The sequence below is a fragment of the Marivivens marinus genome (assembly GCF_035969385.1).
GTDB lineage: Bacteria > Pseudomonadota > Alphaproteobacteria > Rhodobacterales > Rhodobacteraceae > SELP01.
This window is the reverse complement of sequence record NZ_JAYKKJ010000001.1, coordinates 478,367-495,584: the sequence shown is the minus strand read 5'-3', so window position 1 is coordinate 495,584 and position 17,218 is coordinate 478,367. Positions and strand designations below refer to the sequence as shown.

Genomic DNA, 17,218 nt, shown 5'->3' with positions numbered 1-17,218 from the left:
CTCTTCGATTTGATGAGCGAGGCGAGAGGGCTGGCCGGTGAAGGGTGCGGTCTCGCCAGGCCCCGAAGGGTGGTCTGGTCAGGTCAGGCGCGGGGCGACGAGGTCGCCCGGCAGATCTTTCAAAACATTCAGGGAGGGCTCTTGAAAGATTTCCGCCCCTAAGTCGTTGTCCTGTATGTATAATATATAATCTTTCAATTATTCAATATTTCAATAGGTACCTCTCTCCTAATATTTAAACGCGCGCGTACACGCATAGGGATAAGGGGTCCTCTTGAAAGATTGAAGGATTTGAAAGATTTCTTTTGTCCGTTTTAAATCATGGCTTTATCCCCAATACCTGCTTCAAAATCAGCTTCAGTGGGTTTGAAGGATCTCCCGTCACCCGCCAAACCGCGCGAGCCTGTACACCATGGCCTGCTTGGTCGATGAGCCGCGCATGCCCGTCGTGACATCCCCGCTTTCGATCAAGGTCAGCAGGATCTCATCACGGTCACGCGACTTGAGCCATTGTGAGGCGCGCGTGATTTCGGATTTGGCGATGCCTTTCGCACCTGCCGCTCGAATGATCTCCTTCAACCGCTTGAGATGCGCTTCCGTCTCGGTGTCCGCGACATGGCGTTCAACAGCCTCCATGGTCCGCCACGCATAATGGCGCACAAAATCGATCGCCCAGTCTGCTGCCGACAGATTGATCTCAGGGTTTGTCGGATCGCGCCCAACCGCCACAATCAGCGCCAGTTTCAACGCGTTCTCCCCAATTCGGGCCAGGATCGCCGTGAAGGCTGTTCCGCTTGCCGCGCGCAACTCACCCGTCAGCTCTGCGCTGAGCAGCCGAAACCGGGCCCGTGCCTCCTCGGTCATGGGCACGATAGTCGGGTTCACAGCAGTGTTCTGATCGGCCGTCTTGCCCGCAAGATTGCCTTTCTGGTGCCCACCACCAGAGGCCACGCTTTGCAACCCGGCGATCAGCGCGGGATCAGCCTGGCGCATGCCCACGGCGATATTTTCGTCCGGATAATCCTCATCACTCGGCAAGATCAGAAAGCGGGCCAGCGAGCCGTCGACGACGTTTGCGCCCTGCAATGCACCCCAGAAGTGCAAAGGCGTCGTAGTGCCATAGACACTCAAGCAGGGTTGATTGATATCCCGCCGCTCGTTTGAGCCATCACGGTTGGCATATTCCGCACCAAGAAATATCCCGCCCGCGGCCGTGTAAAGCTCGGTCATGTTGTCGAGGATTTCGGTGATATGGCGTGGACTGCGCCGCCGGTCGGCCGCCGCTGCCAAGAACATACCAAACTCATCGATCTGGAAGAGGATCGCAGGCTGGCGGTGCAGCGCGGTCAAAAGCCCCGCGCCGGAGGCGATCTTGTTGCCACCGAGATGATGGGCCAGCCCCGCCTCGAAAAAGACCTCGTTGATGATCTCGCGGGCGTGGTTCTTGCCTGATCCGCTATCCGCAATGCCCACGACATACAGGTTCGAGCGCAGGTTGCTCTCGGTGCGATACTGCCGCCCCATGAGCGCACCAATCGCGCAAAGGCTCGCACCGAGTGACAACAACGGCTGAGGACGCCGGGCTGTCGACAGCATGTAATCGGTCAGATCCCCCACCAATCCATCGGGCATGATCAGCGTGAATGGCGAGGTGGCCAAAGATTCCTCATCACCCTCAGCATGTTCTCCCAGCTTCGACAAGAGATCCGCCGCAGGATGCTGTTCATCGCGGGCTGTCGATCCATCAAAGCGCAGTGAAGCATCAGGTTGCCAGCCGCGCTCCATGGCAAGGTGGTAGATCGTGCCGGCGCCAATGCGATCGGGTTTGAAGCTGGCCCAGGCTTTGATCGTGGCTGCAGGCACATCCTTTGCCGCCTGCGCTGACCAGCCGGCAAAGATATCGCCCCCAGCCTCGCCAAGCGCGCCCTTCAGCGCCATACCAATCCGCACCCAGCTGTCATAATCCAACTCCGCATTGGGCAGCCATTTCAGCGCGGCCTCAATGGCAGGCAATGTCCCCATCTGGCTATGGGCCTGCAGGTGCTCCGTGGCAGGTGATGCTGTCGCAAGGCCACGTTGCCGCAGATGTTCGGGCAACAGCGCATAGGCCTCATCCAGAAAGGCGCGCGCCATCTCTGCGGTGATTTCAGGCAGCTCCGTGATATCGAGATCAGCCAGCCCTTCCTCTGGCCAGGCATAGGGCGCGCCAGTGTCCGGGTGGTTGGCGTAGGCCACGAACTGTTGCCCGAGGCAAAGCACCTCCAGCGGATGACGTTTGATGCCCCGGAAAGGGGTTTGTGTGCGATAAATCAGCATCCGCTTTGGCGCCTTGCCGATGCGCAGCGCCGGGGTATCCCCCAAACGTTCACGCGCCAATTGCTCAATGTGGAGCGCCAGTTCCGCATCCTCAACGACGTCAATATCGACAGCCGCAACCGCGCCGCCAACAAGCCCGATGCCACACTCGGGCCAGGTCGCCCATGTCGTCACCTCAACCTCCGTGGTCGGGCGTTCGGTGTGCCGGTTCCACTCGGGGTAGTCTACCCATGCTCCACGCTTAAACTGGCCAGGCTTTTTGGTGCCCGGACCGATCGGCAGGATGCCATAGCCATTGGTGACCAGCCGTGCGCCGAAGCGCGCCATATACGATGTTTCAGCCATCAGAACGGCACCTCCGGTGTCATAGCGTCGAGCCGAGTGCGGTCTTGTCCCGCCAGCGCGCGCAGTTGATCGCAATATCCGGTAATGACCGCATCAAGGAAGCGATCCCACTCGGTCTCAGTCAGGGTGGCGAGATCCGATTTGCCGATACTCTCGAGGTATTCGCCACCATATTGGCCGCCAACGCTCATTGCCTGCATTTCATTTGGGGTGGGATCGATCATGCCTGACCTCCAGTGACAGATGTTCTGGCAGATGCGAGAACAGAGGTTTTTGCGGCTTTGGTCCCGCCGCTTGTCCGAGACTGTGAATATCGGGTTGAACCAACCAAACCCGCGAGGTTCCCGGTGGCAGACGGCGCAGAGGCCGGAGTTGATGTGGCGCATGGATCAAACCTGTAGCCGGAGATTTCAAGAAAGCGGCCAGACGGGCGCACCGAGATCGCAGTTGGCCGGGTCAGCTGCCCAGCCTGCGCAATGGCATCGTCGACAGTGCGCGGCATCGGGAAGCCCGGCGCGCGCTTGCGCCACCACTCGAGCGCCTTCTGGCGCGCATAGCCCTGATGCTCGACACAGACCCATTCGTTGTAAGACTTGAGCCCGCAGCTATAGGTGACCTTCATTGAGGGCAGGCCGCCGCGCTTGTCATGACGGCTGTAGGACACACCATGCACTGGCAGCCATTGGACCTTCGGAGACAAAACCGGGAGCGTGGCCGCTGTAGAGGCGATCTTCACCTCACGTGCTGGAAAGACATAGCCACAATCAGGGCATTCCGTCGCCGAGAGCGCCATGATGCTGTCGCACTCGGGGCAGACCTTTGTGGGGGCCTCGCCACCGCCCGCCTCACCGGGCCGCCGGGGCCGCACCAGATCGATCGGCCCGTGGCGGCGGACATTGCCCGCAAAATCCAGAACCAGGCAGTTTTCCTTGTCCGGAGCCAAGCGCGTGCCGCGACCGACCATTTGGACATAAAGCCCTGCGGATTTGGTGGGACGCAGCAGCGCGATGAGATCGACGCCAGGCGCGTTGAAACCGGTGGTCAACACGCCCATCGAGGCCAGTGCGCGGATTTCACCGCGCTTGAAGGCCGCGATGATGGCATCGCGCTCCTCCTTTGGCGTGTCCCCGAAGATCGTGCGGCAGGTGATACCTTGACGCGCGAACTCTTCGACCACATGGCGTGCGTGATCCACGCCTGAGCAGAACGCCAGCCAGGATTTGCGGTCTTTTCCGTGGGTGATGATCTCGGTAACGGCCGCACGCGTCGTCGCGTCCTGATCGACTGCGGCTGCCAGATCACGGGCAATGAAGTCCCCTGCACGTGTACCAACCTTCGAGACGTCGAGCCGCGTATTGGGCTGTTTCGACACCAGTGGGCTGAGATAGCCGGCATCAATGAGATCACGTACCGGCGCCTCATAGGCAATGTCAGTGAAGAGTGCGTCCTTGCCCTCATGCAGCATGCCGCTGCCCGTTCGGAACGGCGTGGCGGTGAGGCCAATCACCTTCAGCGCAGGATTGATCGCCTGCAGAGCGTCCAGAAAGCGCCGATACATCGTGCTGGAATTGCCCGGGATCAGATGGGCCTCATCAATCAACACCAGATCGGTGTGGCCGATCTCATGGGCGCGGCGATGGATGGATTGGATGCCAGCAAACAGGACGCGGGCCTGCGCCTCACGTTTCCCCAAGCCCGCCGAATAGATGCCTGCCGGTGCCTCAGGCCAAAGCCCGATCATCTCGGCATGGTTTTGGGCGATCAATTCGCGCACATGGGTCACGATCAGGATGCGCTGATCCGGCCACGCCTTGAGCACCCCTTCGATGAAGGACGCCATGACGAGCGACTTGCCGCCGGCTGTTGGAATGACAACCAGAGGGTTACCTTTGTTGGTCTTGAAATAGCCGTAGATCGAAGAGATCGCAGCGTTTTGGTATGGGCGCAGGGTCAGCATGGCGCGGCCTCCGTGACACGGGCGTCATTTGACCAGGAGGAGCCATCAGCCATGCGGTAGGTGACGATATCCTCCCCCGCATCGATGACCTCACCCGGCACGAGATCGGGGATGAAGAGATGCTTGCCGCAGGCGGCGCGCTGCTCAGCGGGCGACAGCATTCTGTCGTGCCGCGCGCAGTGCCATCCACCATCAACGGCCGTAGAATGCAGACAAGACCGACAGGTCACAGCGGCCCCACCGCCCTCATGACAGGCAGCATGGTGATCGCAAAAACGGCATTCAAACCAAGCCGGATCTTCGCTGATACGCGCAGGCGGGTGCTGAGCGAAGATAACCCGGCCAGCCTTTTCCAGAAGGCGTTCTGCCATGGCAGAATCAACCTCAACCCGTTCGATATGCAGCGCGTCCGTGTTCTTGCAGACCGCCATGTAAAGTGCCCGAGTGATACCGGTCAGGTGCATGTAGATCTGCATCTGCGCGGCATGCTGCGGCTTGGACAGCACGACGCCCTTGGCGGTCAAATCGGCAAAGCTTTTTACGCCATGCGTTTTGAATTCCAGCACATGCCAGGTTTTCGGGGCCTCAAGCAAACCGAGGGCGACGCCATCCAGCGAGCCGCCAAAATGACCGCCATGGGCCTCCACGCGGATTTGCCGTCCTGTTTCGGGGTCTAGTTCCAAAACAGTGGCCCCTGTGGCGCGCAGGTTGCGCACCATACGGTCCTCTTCCAGCTGGCCGGTCTCAAACAGACGCAGCAGGCGGCCGGAAAAGCGTGACGGCGTCACCCAGCGGAAATCATACCAGAGCGCGCGTGCGCAAGATTTACCGATGATGGATGCGCCGAGATGGTCACGGAAGCCATCGCCCTGGCGGGCCTCATAATCGGCGTAGATCGCCGTCAGCGTTGGCGTGGGTGGTGCGGGAAGATTAGCCATCACAAGCCCTCCCGTTCGCTACGGGCTTGGGCCTCGGCCAGAATGCCGCTCCAAGTGTCCGGGTCATGGCGCTCGCGCAGGACGCCGATCAGAGCATCTTTCAGCTTTTCGCGGCGACGACGGCCGGTACCTTTGGCAAGCAACTCGGACCGTTCGCGGCACAGGTGGCGCAGCGCGGTGCGCGCCCGGTGAAACCAGTCAGGGTCGATGGGCTTTTGCCCCCGTTGGCGCGCCAGATCAGCAGTCGCAATCTGCGTGCGGATCTTGGCAATATCGTCGTCGAGTTCGATCAACCGGCGCTGGTCATCAGGCAAGCCGGAGCTGATCACGGCCCGAGGGGCCGCGTTATGCAGGTCAGTCATGGAAATATCCTTAGATGGGGTTGGGCGCTGCCCCGTCAGTCAGGGATGCGGAGCAGCGCGATTGATCAGCCCTTCTTGTTCCAGGGCGCAGAGGCCATCTTGGGCGGGGCGGCAGCGGCTTGCGTTGAGGGCGGTGATGCTGGGGTTGCAGCAGGCTTTGCCGCAGCGGCCGTGGCGCCCCCACCTTCAGGCGGCAAATAAGCAATGGCATTGCTCTCGCCGTAGCCGTTCTTCGGCGGCTTGATCTTCACCTGGATCGTCATCGGGATCAGGTGCAGCTCCTCGCTGTCGCTGACATGCATCCGGTCCGTCGCATGGCAGATGGCCGACAGCGTCCGCTGTGCAATCTCGACCGTGGTCGGGTTCGGGTTCACAAGGTTCAGCTGATCAAAGATCTTCCGGCCCTTATGCTGGCCGTCCAAAATATCCAGCATCAGCCAGAGAAACTGCCCCATACCGTTGCGGGTCACGCGCATTTCACTCTCGACGATCTGAGCACGGTATTTGCCTGCGGGCAGCAGCTCATAGGGGGTGGTGGGTTCAACGCTGGTGGCGTCAAAGGACGTATCAAAACGTGCCATGGTCATATCCTTTCAAGGCAATCATTGGGATTGGGGCATGGCTGCGAGGAACTCTGACCACGAAAGCGGCAGAGTGTCCGGCAGGCCGTAACGGTTTTTGGCGAGGAAGGCGGGGCGCTCCTCGGTGTGCATGACGCGCGCACCGGACCCGAGCGCCCGGGTCACCTTCTTGTTGAAGCCGACATCGGATTTGGCAACCGAGATCTGGTAGTTGGCAAAAAGCACCACATCCGAGTGCTCCTGCAGCAGCGCCGAGGCGCGGGTCTGCAGCTTGATCACATAGCGGTCGTAGGGTTCATGCTCGGGGCTGTCGAAACGCTTGATGTCGGTATGGGCGATCTGGATGACCACCATGCCCTTCCGGTCGCGCAGCGCGTTCAGCTTATCGAGGTATTCGCGCCAAATGGTCAGAGCCTCGGCGTAGCCCTTGCCAAAGCCCGGGGTTTCGATCGACTGCCAGCCATTGCGTTTGCACGCCTCAGCCCAGATCAGCGGCTCGAGCCAGTCGACGCTGTCAACGACGACCGTGCCGTAGTCGTGATCTTCCTCCAGCAAGGCGTCGAGCGATTCCGCCACTTCGGCATAACTCGTCGCCAACGGAAAATGCGGGACCTGCAGTTTGCCAAGCCCATCCTCGGTCATGATGAACACCGGCGCGCCCGCGTCAGCGGCAAAAGTGGATTTACCCACCCCCGCCACGCCGTGGATCAGAATACGCGGTGGTTGGAGCACCGAACTGGTGCGCAGAGATGCAAGAGAAATAGCCATCAGCGCACCTCCTCGCCCAGCACCAAGCGGAACTTGGGTTTGCCGGTCCGGACCGTACGCGCAGGCTCAAAACCCTTGCGCCAGCTTTCTGGCAGCGCCGTGTATTTGCGCTCGGACACCTTCAACGTGGTATCGATGAACTCGGACGGGTCCTCGCCAGCCGAGGCGATGTTTTCTGCGATCTGGGCGAGTTGCGCCTGATCCCAAGCGATCCGCTTGGTCAGGTCCGAAATCACTGTGACGCCACCATCTTCGAAGCGGATCGTGCCGGTGTCCTTGCCTGCCTCAGAGCGGCATTCGGCAGCACGCTCGGCGTATTTCAGTGAGATGGCACCATCGAGCCAATCCGAGACCGTCTTGGCCTGGGTGAGCTGCTGATCAGCCGCATCCCGCAGCATTGCTAGCTGATCAGCGGGCAGTGCCGCGATTTGGCCGATCGGCATGCGGTGGATATCGGCCAGTGTGATGTGGTTAGAAATTGTCATATTCGTCCCCCTTATGCCGACATTGGGCGGTGGGGCTCGTGGTCCGAGCCGCGGATTTGCTCGACCTCAAAAGCCTCGACGTCTTCGAGCCGGTAAATGACCCGACCGCCAAGCTTGATGAATTTCGGGCCTTCGCCCGTCCACCGCCAACGCTCCAGCGTGCGATGTGAAATGTTCCAGCGAGCCGCCAGCTCGATCTGGGAAAGGTGTCTTAGCGCCATGTGAACCTCCTTGGGGTTTTTGCGAACACTTGCGGGATCACCATGGCGGAGGGGCTGGGAGGCACCGTGGAGGCAACCGGGAGGCAAACTGGGAGGCAGCGAAGTTTGACGCCTGAAAATGAAAAAAGCCGCCCCGAAGGACGGCCTTTTCATAGAAACACGAGGGGCAGGATCAGGGATCGATCCAGCAGTTTCCGTTCTCGACCTTGACGAAACGCCATTTGTCGATGCCGCGGCCAAAAGCCTTTTTCAGCGTATTCACCTGACCACCATAGCCAGCCTCTTCAAGAACAGCGGCAAGACGCAGGACTTTTGACTTTGACCAATAGGCCGAAAACAGAATTTCCAAGAAACGCCGCTGTTTGTCCCCGCTGAACGTGAGAGTTTCACCCCGATACCAGACGATCCCGCAATTTTCAGAATGATCAATCGGAAACCGATGCTGCGCCTCGCCCGGGAAGACCCTTGCGCCGACGGCCTGCGGTGAGATGGCCAGCTTTCCAGGTGCTTTGGCCACATCGTTCACGCTGATGACGATGTCCTTCTTTCTCGCAGCAACAGGAAGGCGATCGCCTGGTGTGGACGTCAGGATGACACGAACCTCGTCAGGCGGCCTGCGTTCCAGGAGAGCACCAACCTTTTTCCACACCGCAGGATCTGAAAGCCGACGTGCAAACCAGACCGGCACGGGCGATTTCGCGCCCTTGAGCTGGATGGTGCCAATGTCCCACGCGACACTTTCGATCAACGAGATCGGGCGCGCCGGGGCAGCGCGTTCGAAATCTACCAACATCTTCGCGAAGAGCAGCGGGTAATCAACTGCAAGAGCTACGATCTCCTCGGCATCAACCGCAACCCACCGACCGATGCTGTTGTTGTATCCATACTGCCTGCGGTCGGCGCACCACTCTGCAGGGATGGGCTCGTCTTCGTAGTTATCCATCGCGGTGACGACCGGGATATGTCCGGACGCGACCATTAGCTTGGCCTCGAGCAACTGATCCGTTGCCCGAGGTGAAACTTGCCGCAGGACCGATGCCTGCACCTTGGCGGGGCGGGTCTCCATGACCTGCAGCAGCATATCGACCGCCCGCTTAGTCAATGAGGTCACCGATGTCGGCGCTGTCGGTCAGAATGCCCCAACGGCGAAGATACTTGTCGCCGATCAGGCGCTCATGCGGGGTCATGTCCTTCAAGTTGCAGCCATGTGGCATGGTCACCGTCAGCGTCAACGATTTGCCCCGCCCGCCGCTCGGGCCGGGCTGAAACTTGATTGTGAACCGCGCGCGCGTGACGATCCATTCAGGCGCTTCAGATGCAACGGACAGGACATGCCCCGAACTGCCAATGTCGAGCCCAATTCTTTCTTCTGCCATTTCCCACACCGTGCGGTCGGCGCCCGACATGGATTCGAGGATGATCCGCTCGTTAGGCTGGCCAACCTCCATAAGACGCAATTCTTTCACGGTGACGTCCGCGATGCCGTCATCAACGTCAGTCGGGAAGTCAAAGGGCTTCAACAGCATCCCAAGATCGTATTCCCGCAGCGGTATATGCTTTTCTTCGAAGTCGATCCCAAGCAGGTCCCGCGCCATGTAGGCAGTGAGATCCCTCCGGTCTGCAACTGTATTGGCCACCACCTCTATGACGCCGGTATCCGCCTCGTAAGTCAGCGCAGCCTCAAAAACCGGCTTCACGATGCGGCAGGACAATGTGCTGTTCGCGTCGAACCCAAGCATGTCCTCCGGCCGCCCTTCGCGATAGACAGCGACCTGAACGAGATCGCATTCCTGATCATCGAGGATGACGCGGTGCCGGTCGAAAACATCGACATGAACATGCGGCGTGTCGAAACGCTCGCGGATTGCCTTGGTGAAGTCAGCTACCGATACAGCATCCCGGCGGACCACACGGTCCTTTTCTACTTCAAAGCCACTCCATGACCGGCCACGGCGCCGTTCATCATTGTAGCGGACCTCTTCAGCCTTACGAAACTGGTCTGGTTCATTCAAAAACACCCACAGCGAACGATTATTAGCCCCCTCCAGCGTGTCGAACACCTGCCGGTTGATGACGACATTCTGCAGCGCATTCTGGCCCGGTTCGTCCGCGAGAGCAGCGACCTGACTGGCATTCATGACAACGCGTTGTTTTTCATGATCGTCCATGTCGTCGACTGCTTTGATCAGCGGTTCGACGAGCTCCGCCTCAGGCTTGGTCCAATCGACAGGTGGAAGGGATGTGAACCCGGAGCCGGTAAAATAGTCATGCAAACGGGTGACGGGGGTCTTGCGGAGGAAGGAGGCGATAGCAGTCATGGGAGCCCTTTCTGGCGAGGAGGATGAGGGAATCGGCGCAAAGCGATACGATGTTGTTCGATATATACCGAACAAACTGCCAAGTCTACTTGCGCGGCACGTTTTTGTTCGGCATACCGAACAAGCTTCCTACAGCCAAGGAAAACAAGGATGATACTATGACCACGTCCCTCGGCGCTAAGATCAAGCGCCACCGCCAGGAGAAGGGATACTCCCTCGACAAGCTCGCGGAATTGACCGACTCGAGCAAGAGCTACATTTGGGAGTTGGAAAACCGCGACGCACGCAAGCCGTCGGGAGAAAAATTGACCCGGATTGCTCAGGCCCTAGAGGTCACGACTGATTACCTCCTCGACGAAAGCGCAGAACCCGGTGATGAGGTGTTAAAGGAAGCCTTCTTCCGCAAGTTCAGCAAGCTCGCCCCAGACGACCAGGCGAAGATCAATCAGATGATCGATATGTGGGGAAAGAAGGATTGAGCTTGCCCACGACGCCACAGGGTTGGGCAATCCGCCTGACCAAGATCCTGTCGCTGCATCAGGCAGCCCATGGGCTGCCGCGGTTTCCAATTGATGTGGCTGCGCTAGCACAGGATGTCTCACGACAGGTATTTCCAGATGCACCGATAACTATGGTCGGCGGCCTTGACCTGTCTAAAGGCGTCGAGGGCATGTTGATGCCGAGCCCTGATGGTTCCGGAGAGTGGGGCATCATTTACAACGACACGATCCGTTCGCCGGGGCGGCGGAACTTCACTTTGGCCCATGAACTGGGCCATTACCTGCTGCACCGGCAGACCAATCCCAACGGTCTCGAATGCACCAATCGCAACATGGCTGACTGGGATGAGGGGCGGAATAAGATCGAAGGTGAGGCCAATACCTTCGCCTCCTACCTGTTGATGCCGCTCGACGATTTCCGTGAGCAGATCAAGGGACGCGTCATCGATATCGATGTGATGACTGATTTGTCTGACCGCTATGCCGTGTCGCTCACGGCGGCGATCCTGAAATGGATGACCATCACCGACAAGCGGGCGATGATCGTGGTTGGCAAGGAGGGATTCATCGACTGGGCATGGTCCAGCGAGCCGTTGCTGAAATCCGGTATCTTTTACCGGGCACGCCAAACAGTAACGGAACTGCCAGCCGCCTCCTTGGCCGCGCAGGAAGTGGACTGGGACACTGGTCGCCATGGTCACCTCCACCCCGCAGGTGTCTGGTTGGGGTCTGAGCCCGTCCATGAAATGACAGTGTTCTCGCCCAGTAACGACCAGATGACGATCTCGCTGCTGCTTTATCCTGACCGCGCGCCCTCACGGTGGGAGGTGGCCGAGCTGGAAGAAGAGCAGACCGTCGATACGTTCGACAAATTCATGGACGGTCGGACAGGCTGATTCGGCTCAGCGACAACGATCGGCACTCCGCGCACTCGCATATTCATTACGCAGAGATACGAGGATCTACGCGCAGGGCGAAGATGTCCGTAAAATATTGAATTACTTGTGTTTTCTGGATTTTGGGATACCTTTTGGGCATCATCACAATCGCGAAAAGTCGCCATGCCCAAAAACACATCAGGCCCGATTTCGGGTCCCAATCCCCTATGTCCTGAGCGCATGTCAGCGGACGCGCGCCTCGAAGAAATTGGCCGCATCCTCGCTGCAGCCGTGGTTCGGCTGAACGCCGAACAGTCCAGCGATTTATCTTCTGAGAACGGAGACAGTTTTGTGGACTTCTCGCCCCGAAAGAGCGGTGGTCGTCGTGCAAAACGTATCCGCATCGGAGGAATTAATGAAGCATCACAATAAGATAACCCCAGCATTACCAGGAAGCGATCCAAACCTGGACCAGACGGTGCTGTCGCGCATGGCCGCCCTGAAAGCGATGTCGGTCAAGGAACTCAAAGCCCAATGGGAGAAGCTGATTGGCACTTCGGCGCCGAACAACAGCCGGGCATTTCTTGAACTTCGGATCGCCTATCGGATCCAGGAGCTGACCTACGGCGGCCCAGATCGGGAAACCCGCCGCATGCTGGATCTGCTGGCAGACGAGGTTGAAGGCCATGCCCGCCGCAAACATCAGATCGCCGATCCCCGCAATCCTGTGGCCGGAACGAAACTCCTGCGTGAATGGGACGGCGCCGAGCATACGGTCACAGTGCTGAAGGACGGCTTCGACTGGCAGGGCAGCAAATACAAATCACTCTCGGCGGTGGCCCGCGCAATCACCGGAACACGCTGGAATGGGTATCGCTTTTTCGGGCTGCGTGAACGCAAGCAGGAGGAAGCATGATGGACATTAACGCCCGCCCCAACCGTCGCCTGCGCTGCGCGATCTACACCCGTAAGTCGACGGAAGAAGGGCTCGACATGGAGTTCAATACCCTCGACGCCCAGCGAGAGGCCTGCGAGGCCTATATCGCCAGTCAGAAGTCCGAGGGATGGGTGGCCACCCGCGACCGCTATGACGATGGTGGGTTTTCTGGCGGCAACCTTGAACGCCCCGGCCTGAAGCAATTGCTAGCCGACATCGACGATGGTCTGGTCGATGTCGTGGTCGTTTACAAAATCGACCGGCTGTCGCGCTCGCTGATGGATTTCTCCAAGCTGGTCGAGGTCTTCGACCGCAACGGTGTCACCTTCGTGTCGGTGACGCAGTCGTTCAACACCACAACCTCAATGGGGCGGCTGACGCTGAATATCCTGCTCAGCTTTGCCCAGTTCGAACGTGAGGTCATCGGTGAGCGCATCCGCGATAAGGTGGCAGCATCGCGCAAGCGAGGGATCTGGATGGGGGGCTATGTGCCGCTTGGCTACGATGTGCAGGATCGCAAACTTTTGGTGAACGAGGCCGAGGCCGCATCAGTCCGTCGCATCTTTGGGCGGTTTGTGGAACTCGGCTCCGCCACGGTTTTGGCGCGCGAGCTTCGCCGCGACGGCTTCCGCAACAAGCAGGGCACGCTGATAGACAAAGGCTACCTCTACCGGCTCCTGAACAACCGTGTTTATCGCGGTGAGGCCGTCCACAAGGGCAAGGCCTACCCCGGCGAGCATGACGCAATCATCGACGAGGCACTCTGGGATCAAGTCCACGCAATCCTCAAGGAAAGCCCCCGCAAACGGGCCAACAACAGCCGGTCGCGGACATCCGCGCTCCTGAAAGGGCTGATCTTCAGCGACACCGGCGCTGCCATGACGCCCACCAGCACGAAGAAAGGCGCGAAGCTTTATCGCTACTATGTGTCGATGGACGTGATCCGGAACCGCGAGACCGGCGAAGAGACCGCCCCGATGCGGCTGGCGGCAGGAATGGTCGAGGATGCGGTCGTGAGCGAGGTTCGGCGCATTCTGCAGACGCCGGAGGTGGTATCGCAGGTGCTCGTGGCCTTGAAAAAGGAACAGGGCGCAGTTTCGGAAGCCGACGCCATCGCGGCATTGCATGAGTTCAGCGCGCTCTGGGCGCAATTGTTCCCGGCTGAGCAGGCAAGGATCATCCAGCTTCTGGTGCGGCGCGTCACCGTCACCGCAGCAGGGCTTGAGGTCGATATTCGCCGAGAGGGAATAGCGGGCGTCATCCGCGAGATGGTCGCACCACGTAAACTTGAGGCCGCCGAATGACCCATGCCGATGACACAATTCGCGTCCTGATCCCGTTGAAAGTCCGTAGAAAGAACGGACGGCCAAAAATCCTGCCGCCTGCCGACTATTTACCGAGCGAAGACCAGACGCAGGACCCGCATGTCCTGCGCGCCATAGGACGGGCTTGGGCTTGGCGACGGCGAATGGAGGCCGGTGAGTTCGGCACGATCCAGGAACTGGCCGAAGCCGTCGGTTTGGCTGAACGGCACGTAAGCCGTCAGTTGCGGTTGGCTTATCTCGCGCCCGGGGTGTTGAAGCGGTTAGTCTGCAAGCGGGAGGCCATGGCGGTCAGCCTCTATGACCTGTGTTTTCTGGCCGGGGAGCCTTGGGGGGAGCAGGTGGGGCGAGCAGTTGGCGACTGCGCAGCCAATTCGACTTGATCGGTCCTGAGCGGACGGTCGGTTTTTTCAGCAGACCGAAGTGCGCCCCCCCCACAGCGGCCGTATGTGCGTTGCGCAGCAATTCCTGGCGGACCAACGATGTTGAGGGGACGAAGCGGACCTTTGCAGGTGCGGCGACGACGTCGCGAACCCGGCCCAAGCCCAGAAAAGATCGGCCCTTAGCTTCCTTGGCACTGGATAGGGCGCGGCGCGCCTTCCCTCTCGCAGGGCGCACAGGAAAAAGAACTCTATTTTCGGAGAAAGGCCCCATGCGATTGTAATTTTTGCGTCTCGGCATTGATGCGAGTCATCAGGCAATGGAACCCGAAGAGCCCTCGAATTTGGCAGCTGCAGCTCTGTCGAACCGTCTGATCTCAATAATCGTCCGGGAAGACAATTGTGTTGGCTACCGCATCACACACTGACGTCATGCGACCGTAATCAGGGGGAAGCTCATCCACAGACGGCTTCGTCGGGTCCGCGAAGGCCATGCACTGCAGGATCACGAGGTTGGTCCCTTGCGGCACCATGTAGCTTCGCATAGCCGTAGGCAGGGTTACATCGAGCCGCTGCATATTCGCCGTCTGGTCGATCCGGATCGCGCTCCGGTTCTCGATAACGACAGGCTTCGCTTCAATCAGTTCACCACCACCGACCATGAAAGCGTCCCAGTCGGGCTGGTCGAACGCTTCCTTGATATCCGCGTCGGTAATGGGGGCAGGACCGACGTCCCGGATCATGAGCGCGATGAAGATCCCGCCGGTGCCATTCTGGTTGGTCCAACTCTGTACGATGTGCGGCCGGTCGCCATCCTTACCAAGCCAGCTCACCGGAACCTTCAGATTGACAGTGGACCCGAGCGACTTCGGCAGGCCCTCCGAGCTAAACTCGCGGTAGCGGCGCTCGGCGATCTCCGCGCCGGGCTGTTCAGCGTACTTAAGCCAAAGGATACCTTCCAGAACGGGCGAGGCGATCTGCCCCTGGATGCGGGCCTGGACTTCCTGAAGGAAGGCGATGCTCTCATCGCGGGAGTAGGACCGACGCAGCGTGCCATCGAGCTGCGCGACCATCTGGCTCAGCATGCTGTCGCGCTGCTCAGCGCCAGGAATAGCGGCTGCAAGAACTGCGTAGGCACGAGCGGAGGGATCGCCGTAGGCGGCTGAAAAGAGGACCTTCAGGCGCTCAGTGTCCCGCGCAAGGTCGGGGTGTTGCTCGGCAATCAGATCAAGGACTAGGGTCTGGCCAGAAACGTAGCCGTAGACTGACGAAGCCAGTGCGACGGACTGACGGTTCAGCACCACGACGGAAGGATCAAGAGTGCTTTGTGCGAACGAAGGACCGCTGAGCATGGCAAAGGCGGAAAGCAAAAATCCGAAAAATGTCTTCATGGTAAATCCTGCCGGTCAATGAGGGTCACTTGCGCCAAGTAAGACTAACGGCTGAAGCGGACTGCGAAAAGTTGGATTTTCGCCGATAACAAATGAGCTCCTCACCGAAATTCGGACAGTGACGGAATCTACGATCTGACGTCTGCTGGTCTCTACCCGCACGCCTGAGATACCGGATCGCAGGCTAGAACCGGCATCGGGCTCTGGATCACCTTCCACAACCACCAGCGGCCCCACTTCGCCCATGGCGGACGCCCGCCGCGGTTCACTTCAACACCATCGAAATCGATCAGCAGGCGCAGGCAGTAACTTAACTTGGCCGTAAATCTGTCCAAGTATACGGGAGGAGCTTACTTGTGACGCACGCGTTGGTCACGCTCGTGATCCGATCGATCGATCGATCAAGCCCGAAGCGGGAATGAGCGATCTACAAGGTCTTGCAAGATTTTCCCTACACGGGTTTAATGTTAATCTGAGACTGCGGCAAAGGCAGTCAATTCAAAAAACCGAGGTGTTTATGACCGAAATCATTCTTGGCATGACGAGTAACTACTTCGGCCGCTTCATTTTCGTTCTTTTCCTTTTCGTAGTCGGCCTTGCCGTCTCGTCGACGTTCGACCGCGAGCCCAAAGCAATGGGCCGCCTCGTCTACGGTCTGATTGTGGTATTCACCGCGGCCATCTGGAATGGCGCGCCGGGCCTCTGGGCGGCCGTCTCAGCGACCAACGTCGACACAGCTAGCTGGGTGTACCTTGCAGTTATGGCCGCGGTCGGGCTTCTCCTAGCTTTCGCGTCACGACGCCGCTCGGTCGATGTATACGGAAACGCCGGGAACGCCTACATGGCCGCCATCCCGCTGGTAAACCTTGTCCTGATCTTCAAGGGCCCTGAGAACAAGCGGACAGCAGCGCGTCCGATCTGGGTCTCGCTCATTCGCACCGTCGTGTTCATCGCGCTTGCTGTGGTTGCCATGTTGCCGGGGGTGTTTCTTCAGGTCATCGGCAAAGAGGGAAATATCCAACCCAACCTTGCAGACCTCGCACCTGCTCGAGCAGTCAAGATCACGGCGATGATCAACGACGCGGCGGCACCGGCCGTCATCGACAAGAACACCATGCTGATGGGCGCAAAAAGCGAAGGCATGACGCTGGTGCTGCAGTATCAGGTGTTTGGCGATGTCTTCGACAACGCTTCACCCGAGACCTTCCAGTTGGCGATGACCGGCACGCTCAGCAATGCAGCATGCGCCGACCCGAACTTCAGCCATCTGATCGAGGTTGGAGGTGCCGTCCGCTTCCAGTACGACATCCTGAAGAAGGGTGGGATGGAAAAGGCAGCGGTGACGGTTTCGTCGTGCTGAGCTGAGCGCCCGAAAGGGTCATCGCGAAATTTCCTGCGGAGCGCGTTCTTCCCACGCCGCAGGCAACCCATTTGGGCTCTTCGTGTCGACAGGTTCCCCGCCCCTCTTGAACTAGCAGAGCGTCCAAACTGCGTGCTTCCGAAGATCAGCGCTGAGAGC

Annotated in this window: 19 protein-coding genes; 7 read left to right on the top strand and 12 right to left on the bottom strand. The window is 59.3% G+C overall.

Annotation, left to right across the window (positions count from 1 at the left end; genetic code table 11):
- Positions 1-381: 381 nt before the first annotated feature.
- The 11 genes from U3648_RS02545 to U3648_RS16305 all read right to left on the bottom strand — a co-directional run bounded on the left by U3648_RS02545 (position 382) and on the right by U3648_RS16305 (position 10,291).
- Positions 382-2,661 carry a DUF3987 domain-containing protein gene (locus U3648_RS02545; RefSeq protein WP_420857658.1) on the bottom strand — a complete coding sequence of 760 codons (2,280 nt, stop codon included), beginning with the start codon at positions 2,659-2,661 and terminating at the stop codon, positions 382-384.
- Entirely contained in the window at positions 2,661-2,885 is a 225-nt protein-coding gene (locus U3648_RS02540; RefSeq protein ID WP_058243102.1) for a DUF6511 domain-containing protein, read from the bottom strand. Before U3648_RS02540 ends, U3648_RS02545 begins: the two co-directional genes overlap by 1 nt.
- Positions 2,882-4,618 (bottom strand): DEAD/DEAH box helicase, encoded by a 1,737-nt coding sequence (locus U3648_RS02535; protein ID WP_420857657.1) that lies wholly within the window; start codon positions 4,616-4,618, stop codon positions 2,882-2,884. The genes U3648_RS02540 and U3648_RS02535 overlap by 4 nt, the downstream gene beginning before the upstream one ends.
- On the bottom strand, positions 4,612-5,556 hold the full coding sequence (locus U3648_RS02530; RefSeq protein WP_420857656.1) for a hypothetical protein: 945 nt from the start codon (positions 5,554-5,556) through the stop codon (positions 4,612-4,614). Before U3648_RS02530 ends, U3648_RS02535 begins: the two co-directional genes overlap by 7 nt.
- Positions 5,556-5,918: a hypothetical protein gene (locus U3648_RS02525; protein ID WP_420857655.1), complete on the bottom strand. Its 363-nt coding sequence runs from the start codon at positions 5,916-5,918 to the stop codon at positions 5,556-5,558. The genes U3648_RS02530 and U3648_RS02525 overlap by 1 nt, the downstream gene beginning before the upstream one ends.
- Before the next feature lie 65 nt (positions 5,919-5,983).
- Positions 5,984-6,499, bottom strand: a complete 516-nt coding sequence (locus U3648_RS02520) for a DUF669 domain-containing protein (protein ID WP_420857654.1) — start codon at positions 6,497-6,499, stop codon at positions 5,984-5,986.
- A gap of 21 nt (positions 6,500-6,520) precedes the next feature.
- Positions 6,521-7,267, bottom strand: coding sequence for an ATP-binding protein (locus tag U3648_RS02515; RefSeq protein ID WP_420857653.1), 747 nt, complete (start codon positions 7,265-7,267; stop codon positions 6,521-6,523).
- Positions 7,267-7,752, bottom strand: coding sequence for a hypothetical protein (locus U3648_RS02510; RefSeq protein WP_420857652.1), 486 nt, complete (start codon positions 7,750-7,752; stop codon positions 7,267-7,269). Before U3648_RS02510 ends, U3648_RS02515 begins: the two co-directional genes overlap by 1 nt.
- An 11-nt stretch (positions 7,753-7,763) precedes the next feature.
- Positions 7,764-7,973, bottom strand: a complete 210-nt coding sequence (locus tag U3648_RS02505; RefSeq protein ID WP_027261246.1) for a helix-turn-helix transcriptional regulator — start codon at positions 7,971-7,973, stop codon at positions 7,764-7,766.
- A 172-nt stretch (positions 7,974-8,145) separates the two neighbouring features.
- Positions 8,146-9,054 (bottom strand): hypothetical protein, encoded by a 909-nt coding sequence (locus U3648_RS02500; RefSeq protein ID WP_420857651.1) that lies wholly within the window; start codon positions 9,052-9,054, stop codon positions 8,146-8,148.
- 13 nt (positions 9,055-9,067) lie between these two features.
- Positions 9,068-10,291 carry a hypothetical protein gene (locus U3648_RS16305; protein WP_425474823.1) on the bottom strand — a complete coding sequence of 408 codons (1,224 nt, stop codon included), beginning with the start codon at positions 10,289-10,291 and terminating at the stop codon, positions 9,068-9,070.
- Positions 10,292-10,449: 158 nt separating this feature from the next.
- Here U3648_RS16305 and U3648_RS02485 point away from each other — a divergent pair, with 158 nt between their 5' ends.
- The 6 genes from U3648_RS02485 to U3648_RS02460 all read left to right on the top strand — a co-directional run bounded on the left by U3648_RS02485 (position 10,450) and on the right by U3648_RS02460 (position 14,311).
- Complete coding sequence (locus U3648_RS02485) at positions 10,450-10,770, top strand: helix-turn-helix domain-containing protein (RefSeq protein WP_420857649.1); 321 nt, start codon at positions 10,450-10,452, stop codon at positions 10,768-10,770.
- Between the two features lie 2 nt (positions 10,771-10,772).
- Positions 10,773-11,687, top strand: coding sequence for an ImmA/IrrE family metallo-endopeptidase (locus U3648_RS02480; RefSeq protein ID WP_420857648.1), 915 nt, complete (start codon positions 10,773-10,775; stop codon positions 11,685-11,687).
- 222 nt (positions 11,688-11,909) lie between these two features.
- Entirely contained in the window at positions 11,910-12,101 is a 192-nt protein-coding gene (locus tag U3648_RS02475) for a hypothetical protein (RefSeq protein ID WP_420857647.1), read from the top strand.
- A 58-nt stretch (positions 12,102-12,159) separates the two neighbouring features.
- Entirely contained in the window at positions 12,160-12,585 is a 426-nt protein-coding gene (locus tag U3648_RS02470) for a DUF2924 domain-containing protein (RefSeq protein ID WP_420857703.1), read from the top strand.
- Positions 12,585-13,910 (top strand): recombinase family protein, encoded by a 1,326-nt coding sequence (locus U3648_RS02465; RefSeq protein ID WP_420857702.1) that lies wholly within the window; start codon positions 12,585-12,587, stop codon positions 13,908-13,910. Before U3648_RS02470 ends, U3648_RS02465 begins: the two co-directional genes overlap by 1 nt.
- Positions 13,907-14,311 (top strand): hypothetical protein, encoded by a 405-nt coding sequence (locus U3648_RS02460; RefSeq protein ID WP_420857646.1) that lies wholly within the window; start codon positions 13,907-13,909, stop codon positions 14,309-14,311. The genes U3648_RS02465 and U3648_RS02460 overlap by 4 nt, the downstream gene beginning before the upstream one ends.
- A gap of 374 nt (positions 14,312-14,685) precedes the next feature.
- On the opposite strand, the gene U3648_RS02455 is transcribed toward U3648_RS02460, so the two are convergent.
- Entirely contained in the window at positions 14,686-15,699 is a 1,014-nt protein-coding gene (locus tag U3648_RS02455) for a hypothetical protein (protein ID WP_420857645.1), read from the bottom strand.
- Positions 15,700-16,216: 517 nt separating this feature from the next.
- On the opposite strand from U3648_RS02455, the gene U3648_RS02450 reads away from it, so the two are divergent.
- On the top strand, positions 16,217-17,059 hold the full coding sequence (locus U3648_RS02450; protein ID WP_420857644.1) for a hypothetical protein: 843 nt from the start codon (positions 16,217-16,219) through the stop codon (positions 17,057-17,059).
- The last annotated feature ends 159 nt before the right edge of the window (positions 17,060-17,218 follow it).